At 71.1% G+C, this 5,902-nt stretch carries 5 protein-coding genes; 4 read left to right on the plus strand and 1 reads right to left on the minus strand.

The window, feature by feature from the left end; genetic code table 11:
- From ACK5F2_RS07925 to ACK5F2_RS07940, 4 genes are all read left to right on the plus strand, one after another.
- On the plus strand, window positions 1-979 hold a 979-nt coding region (locus tag ACK5F2_RS07925; protein WP_409863951.1), incomplete at its 5' end, for an aldehyde dehydrogenase family protein.
- Between the two features lie 89 nt (window positions 980-1,068).
- Window positions 1,069-2,046 (plus strand): hypothetical protein, encoded by a 978-nt coding sequence (locus tag ACK5F2_RS07930; RefSeq protein ID WP_409863952.1) that lies wholly within the window; start codon window positions 1,069-1,071, stop codon window positions 2,044-2,046.
- A gap of 56 nt (window positions 2,047-2,102) precedes the next feature.
- Window positions 2,103-2,747, plus strand: coding sequence for a YitT family protein (locus tag ACK5F2_RS07935; protein WP_409863955.1), 645 nt, complete (start codon window positions 2,103-2,105; stop codon window positions 2,745-2,747).
- A gap of 79 nt (window positions 2,748-2,826) precedes the next feature.
- Window positions 2,827-5,112 carry a helicase-related protein gene (locus ACK5F2_RS07940; RefSeq protein ID WP_409863953.1) on the plus strand — a complete coding sequence of 762 codons (2,286 nt, stop codon included), beginning with the start codon at window positions 2,827-2,829 and terminating at the stop codon, window positions 5,110-5,112.
- Window positions 5,113-5,115: 3 nt separating this feature from the next.
- Here the strand turns inward: ACK5F2_RS07940 and ACK5F2_RS07945 are convergent.
- The coding region (locus ACK5F2_RS07945) for a serine hydrolase (RefSeq protein WP_409863954.1) at window positions 5,116-5,902 on the minus strand (787 nt) is incomplete at its 5' end.

The following is a 5,902-nucleotide window of genomic DNA, read 5'->3' on the forward strand; positions in this document are numbered from 1 at the left end:
GGATCACGCGGCCCACCCCGGCACCTCGGAACTGGTGGGCCGCGTGATCCAGCAGGCCGTGCGTGAGCTGCAGCTGCCCGAGGGCGTGTTCTCCCTGCTGCACGATGCCGGCACCGCCCTGGGCCAGGCCCTGGTGGCGCACCCGGCCATACAGGCCGTGGGCTTCACCGGCTCGCGCCGCGGCGGCCTGGCCCTGCTGGCCACGGCCCAGGCCCGGCCCCAGCCCATCCCGGTGTTTGCCGAGCTCAGCGCGGTGAACCCGGTCTTTCTGCTGCCCGGCGCCCTGAAGCGCTGCGCCGCGGCCCTGGCCCAGGGTGAGGGAATCGACAAAGCCCTGGGCGTGGGCCAGTTCTGCACCAACCCCGGCCTGCTGCTGGCCCTCGAAGGCCCCGAGCTGGACGCCTTTCTGGAAGCTGCCGGCCCCGCCCTGCAGGCCAAGCCCGCCGCGCCCATGCTCACGCCCGGCATTGCCGCGGCCTACACCAGCGGCAGCGCCCGGCTCTGCGCCCAGCCGGGCGTGCAGGTCCAGGCCCAGGGGCCCGGCGCCCTGCTGGCCACCGCGCCGGCCAGCGCCTTCCTGGACAACCCGGCCCTGCACGAGGAGGTGTTCGGCCCCACGGCCCTGCTGCTGCGCTGCCGCGACGAGGCCGAGCTGCTGCGCGTGGCCAAGGCCCTGGAGGGCCAGCTTACCGCCAGCCTGCATGCCGAGCCCGAGGACGCCGCCCTGGCGCGCCGCCTGCTGCCGGTGCTGGATCGCAAGGCCGGCCGCCTCCTGGGCCAGGGCTTCCCCACCGGCGTGGAGGTCTGCGATGCCATGGTGCATGGCGGCCCCTGGCCGGCCACCACCAGCCCCCAGCACAGCTCGGTGGGCAGCCTGGCCATCCAGCGCTTTCTGCGCCCGGTCTGCTACCAGGACCTGCCGGACTGGCTGCTGCCCGAGGGCTTGCAGGACGAAGCGCTTCGGCCCGCGGCGCTCTAGCTCGGCAGCGGCGGTCTCGGTTCCCGGCGCGCGGCGGCTAGACTGGCTTGCACTTGCTATGCACGGCTTGCCGGAAAAGGGCTTGTTCCATGAGACATGATGTCGCGCGCTTGGCCCTGTCGGCCCTGCTGAGCCTGGCGGCCCTCCCGGCCATGGGTTCGGCCGCCCCCGAGGAGGTGGAGGAGGTCCAGCGCCATCAACCGGCGCCAAGCGCGCAAGCGCGCGGCGAGTCGGACTTCGAGCGCGACCTCGACCCGGTCCACGGCAAGGTGCTGCGCTTCAAGGACGCCCGGGGCGAGTTATTTTACGGCTACGACGCGCAGGGGCGCCTGGTCGAGGCACGGCGCGTGGCAGGGGCCGTCGCGCGCCTTGCCTACGACGCCCAGGCCTACGTCCACAAGCTGGTGATTCAGGACGGCGCCGCCCTGGCCGCGCAAGAGTTGCAGATCCGGTACGACGATCAGGGTCGCTTCCGGCAGCTCTACCTCGTGGGGCGGGGGAGCATCCGCGCTTCCTACGATGCTGCAGGCAAGATGCAGCTCTCGCACCCGGGCCTCGGCTCCGAGGATGCGCTGAAGATCTTTGGCATGTTCGGCACGCTGCGGATGCTCACCCATCCGGCGGGCATCGCCGTGCAGCAGCCCCTCAGCCGTGCGCAGCTGCCGGCGACAGGGCCCGTGGAACTGTGGCTGACGCCACCGCCGGACCCTGGCCGGCTGGCGTCCTGCGGCCTGGCGGACGCGGGCCGGCCTTGGGTGCTGGCCCAGGAGCATGCCTTGCTCACGCGGCTTGCCTCCAGCCAGGGCAACTCGGTACGGGTCGGTCGCCTCGGCCCTGGGGCGGCCCGGGATGATTGGCTGGGGCAGTGCTTTCAGCTGCGCCGGGGCTCCACGGTGTTGTGGCAGGGCGCGCTGGTGTCCGCCGGACACGCTCAAGCCTTGGCACTGCCCGTCCTTGAGCTGGAGAATCGGGCGCGGCACGAGCCACGCCTCACGCTCAGCTGCGGCCTGCCTGCACAGGCTGCGCCAGGCCCAGACACCTGCCAGCATGGGGCTGCCATGAACTGAAGGCGCGCCGCAGGAGGCCGGCTCATGGCATGCTTGCCAAGCCCGAGCGCCCGCCCATGACCACGCCGCCCACTCCCAACACCGCCACCTTGCTGGACGATCCGGCCATCCGCCAGCACAGCTTCTTCGAGGACGCCCAGGCCCTGTTCACCGGCGTGCTCTTCGTCTCCCTGGCCCTGATCCTGTTTGCCCAGGTGGGCCTGCTGACCGGTGGCACGGCGGGCGCGGCCTTTGTGCTGCACTACGCCACGGGCATAGGCCTGGGCAAGCTTTTCTTCCTGATCAATCTGCCCTTCTACTGGTTCGCCTGGACCCGCATGGGGCGGGAGTTCACGCTCAAGACCTTTGTGGCCATCGGCGTGCTGTCCCTGATGACGGAGTACTCGCCCCAGCTCTTTGCCATCGAGCGCATCCACCCGGCCTATGCCGCGGTGCTGGGCGGCCTGCTGCTGGGCTCGGGCTGCCTCTTCCTGGCGCGCCACCGCGCCAGCCTGGGCGGGGCCACCATCGTCTCGCTGTATCTGCAACAGGCCCGGGGTTGGCGGGCGGGCAAGGTGCAGATGCTGATCGACTGCTCCATCCTGCTGAGCTCCCTGGCCGTGGTCAGCCCCGAGCGGGTGGCCTACTCGGTGCTGGCGGCCCTAGTGATGAATCTCTTCATCGCGGTGAACCACCGGCCGGGGCGTTATGCCGTGCTTTGAGTAAGCCGTGCTCTGAGGCGGCGGCCGGGCAGGGCGGAGGGCGGACAATAGCGCCCAACCACAGGAACCCGCCCGCTCAGTGTCCGACACCGCCCAGCCCACACTCCCCGCCAGCGCCGCCGCCCCCGGCTTCAATCTGCCCAACCCGCGGCACGCATCGCGCATCCCGCCCGAGATCGGGCCGGAGCAGTGGCAGCACATCCGCCAGTCGGCCTACCAGCTGCCCCAGGTGCTGAGCCCGGCCGATGTGGACGAGGCCGGCCATGCCGGCAAGCCCGCCGATCTGGACCGCCTGGGCCTGATCCTGATCCAGAAGGCCGTCTCCGGCGGCCGGCCCAGCCGCTGGATTGAGCCCCGCCTCATCCCCGTGGCGCTGGCGCACCTGGACGTGGTGGGCACCGCCCCCACGGTGCGCGCCTTGATGCAGCAGCGCAGCCAGCAGCTCGAAGCCCTGGGCGTGCAGCGCGAGGGCCTGGGCTGGACCCGGCTGTGCCAGCGCCCGCTCAAGCTGGAGCACGAGGGCTGGCAGATCCATGTGTTCTTCCGCGTGGCGCTGCAGGATCCGGCCCAGGAGGCCGCCATCTGGGCCTACTACCGCGACGGCGAGCACCAGGCCCTGCGCCAGGCCCTGGGCCAGCAGCCGGCCTATGAGCATGAGCCGCGACTGCTGGCACATCTGAACGCGCTGCTGATGCGCAGCGAGGCCATGGGCGTGAGCGACGAGCAGCTGGCCTCCCTGCTGCCACGCCTGCAGTCCGAATGCGGCAAGCCCCAGGCCATAGACGCCCTGCTGGCCGCCTGCACCCGCGCCCAGGACCGCTGGGAGCGCCAGGTGGAGGAGCAGGGCACCCTGGCCCGCCTGAACGACGAGCTGGCCTTCCGCGGCTATCCCGACAGCTTCCCGCTGGCCCGGCGCATGGGCCGCAAGATCACGCTGTTCGTGGGGGCGCCCAATAGCGGCAAGACCTATGGCGCCTTCGAGCGCCTGGCCCAGGCCCGCGACGGTGCCTATCTGGCTCCGCTGCGCCTGCTGGCCCTGGAGGGGCGCGACCGCTTGGTGGGCCGCGGCGTGCCCTGCTCCCTGCTCACCGGCGAGGAGAACGTGCCGGCCGACAATGCCCGCGTGGTGTCCAGCACCATCGAGATGGTCAACACCAACAAGCCCATCGAGGTGGCGGTGATCGACGAGGCGCAGATGCTCTTCGACACCTACCGCGGCTGGGCCTGGACCCAGGCCATCGTGGGCGTGCCGGCCCAGGAGCTGATCATCATCTGCTCGGCCTATGCCGTGCCCGCCATCGAGAACCTGCTGGGCCTGGCCGGCGAGCGCTGCGAGGTGAAGCACTTCGAGCGCAAGCAGCAGGTGCAGCTGATGGACGCGCCCGTGCCCATTGCCGCCCTGCAGCGCGGCGATGCGGTGGTGGCCTTCAGCCGCCGCGATGTGCTGATGCTGCGCGACCAGATCGCCAGCAGCGGCCACAGCGTCTCGGTCATCTATGGCGCCCTGCCGCCCGAGGTGCGCCGCCGCGAGGCCGAGCGTTTTGCCGAAGGTGCCTCCCAGGTGCTGGTGGCCACCGACGCCATCGGCATGGGCCTGAACCTGCCGATACGCCGCGTGCTCTTCAGCACCATGAGCAAGTTCGATGGCGAGGGTGACCGTCCCCTGGACACCTCCGAGGTGCACCAGATCGCCGGCCGCGCCGGGCGCTACGGCATGTTCGACGAGGGCTTTGCCGGGGTGCTGCGCGAGGCCGAGCCCCAGGCCGCACGGCATTTGCGCGAGCAGCTGGCCCGCAGCCCCAAGGCCCCGCGCGACTTCAAGGCCGCGGTGGCACCCAACTGGTGGCATGTGCAGACCATTGCCACCCAGCTGGGTCTGGCCCGCCTGCACGCGGTGCTGAACGTGTTCATGCAGCAGCTGCGTCTGGATGACGCCCACTTCGCCGTGGCGGAGCTGGAGCAGATGCTGGAGCTGGCCGAGGCCCTGGACCGCGAGGCCGCCGCCCTGCCGCTCAAGAGCCGCTTCATCTACGCCCAGGCCCCGGTGGACAGCCGCACGCCTGGCCAGGTGCAGGAATACCTGGACTGGGCCGCCCGCCACGCCCGCACGGGCCAGGCCGGTCAGCCCTGGTTCCTGGACGATGTGGACGAGCACAGCCGCCTGGACCGCATGGAGCAGGCTCTGCGCTCCTGCACCCTGTGGCTGTGGCTGGATCTGCGCTTCCCCGGCGTCTACGGCAGCGTGGACGCCGTAGTGGACCTGCGCAGCCGCCTGAACAAGGGCATCGAGCATCACCTCAAGGGCAAGAAGCCGCTGTGGCAGACCCGCGGCGGGCGCGGCGGACCGCGGCGCGCCAAGAGCTGAGAACTAGCCGCCCAGCTTGCCCAGGGACTGGCGGATGCGACGCGCATCGGCCAGGCGCTGGGCCGAGCCATCGGCGTCGAGCAGGACCACGGTCACGAAGTGGCGCACGCCCTGTTTGCCCTCGGCCAGCAGGCGCATGGTCAGGCAGCGGCCGGCTTCCTCGGTGTAGCCGGTCTTGGACAGACGGATGTCCCAGCCTTTGCCCCCCACCAGATGGTTGGTGTTGCGCAGTTCACGCGGGCGGCCGTTGACGCTGACCTTGGCCTTGGCCCGGCTGCTGATTTCGGCAATCTGCGGATAGCGGGCGGCGGCGGCGGCAATGCGCGCCATCTCGGCGGCGGTGGACACATTGTCGGGCGACAGCCCGGTGGGTTCGACCACACGGCTGTGATTCAGGCCCAGGGCCGCCAGCTTGGCCTGGGCCGCCTGCACAAAGGCCGGCATGCCACCGGGATAGTGGCGGCCCAGGGCCGAGGTGGCCCGGTTCTCGGAACTGATCAGGGCCAGGGCCAGAGCGTCGCGCCGGCTGATGCGGGCGCCCACGGGCAGGCGCGAGGCGCTGTGCTTGAGACGGTCCACATCCTCGCTGCTGATCTGCAGCATCTCATCCATGTCCTGGCGAGCGTCCAGCACCACCATGGCCGTGACCAGCTTGGTGAGGGAGGCAATGGGGACCACGGCTTCGGCCGCCGTGCTGGCCAGCACCCGGCCGTCCGCATCCAGCACCCGCCAATTGCGGGCATTGACAGGCAGTTTTAGCAGGGCGGCCAAGCGGCCCGGCACGGGCGGC

Origin of the sequence: Roseateles sp. (genome assembly GCF_046300915.1) — a bacterium.
Taxonomy (GTDB): domain Bacteria; phylum Pseudomonadota; class Gammaproteobacteria; order Burkholderiales; family Burkholderiaceae_C; genus Kinneretia.

Bases quoted from the DNA above. Each gene is read 5' to 3' on its own strand.
- ACK5F2_RS07930 (WP_409863952.1), top strand. From the start codon at position 1,069: ATGAGACATGATGTCGCGCGCTTGGCCCTGTCGGCCCTGCTGAGCCTG.
- ACK5F2_RS07935 (WP_409863955.1), top strand. From the start codon at position 2,103: ATGACCACGCCGCCCACTCCCAACACCGCCACCTTGCTGGACGATCCG.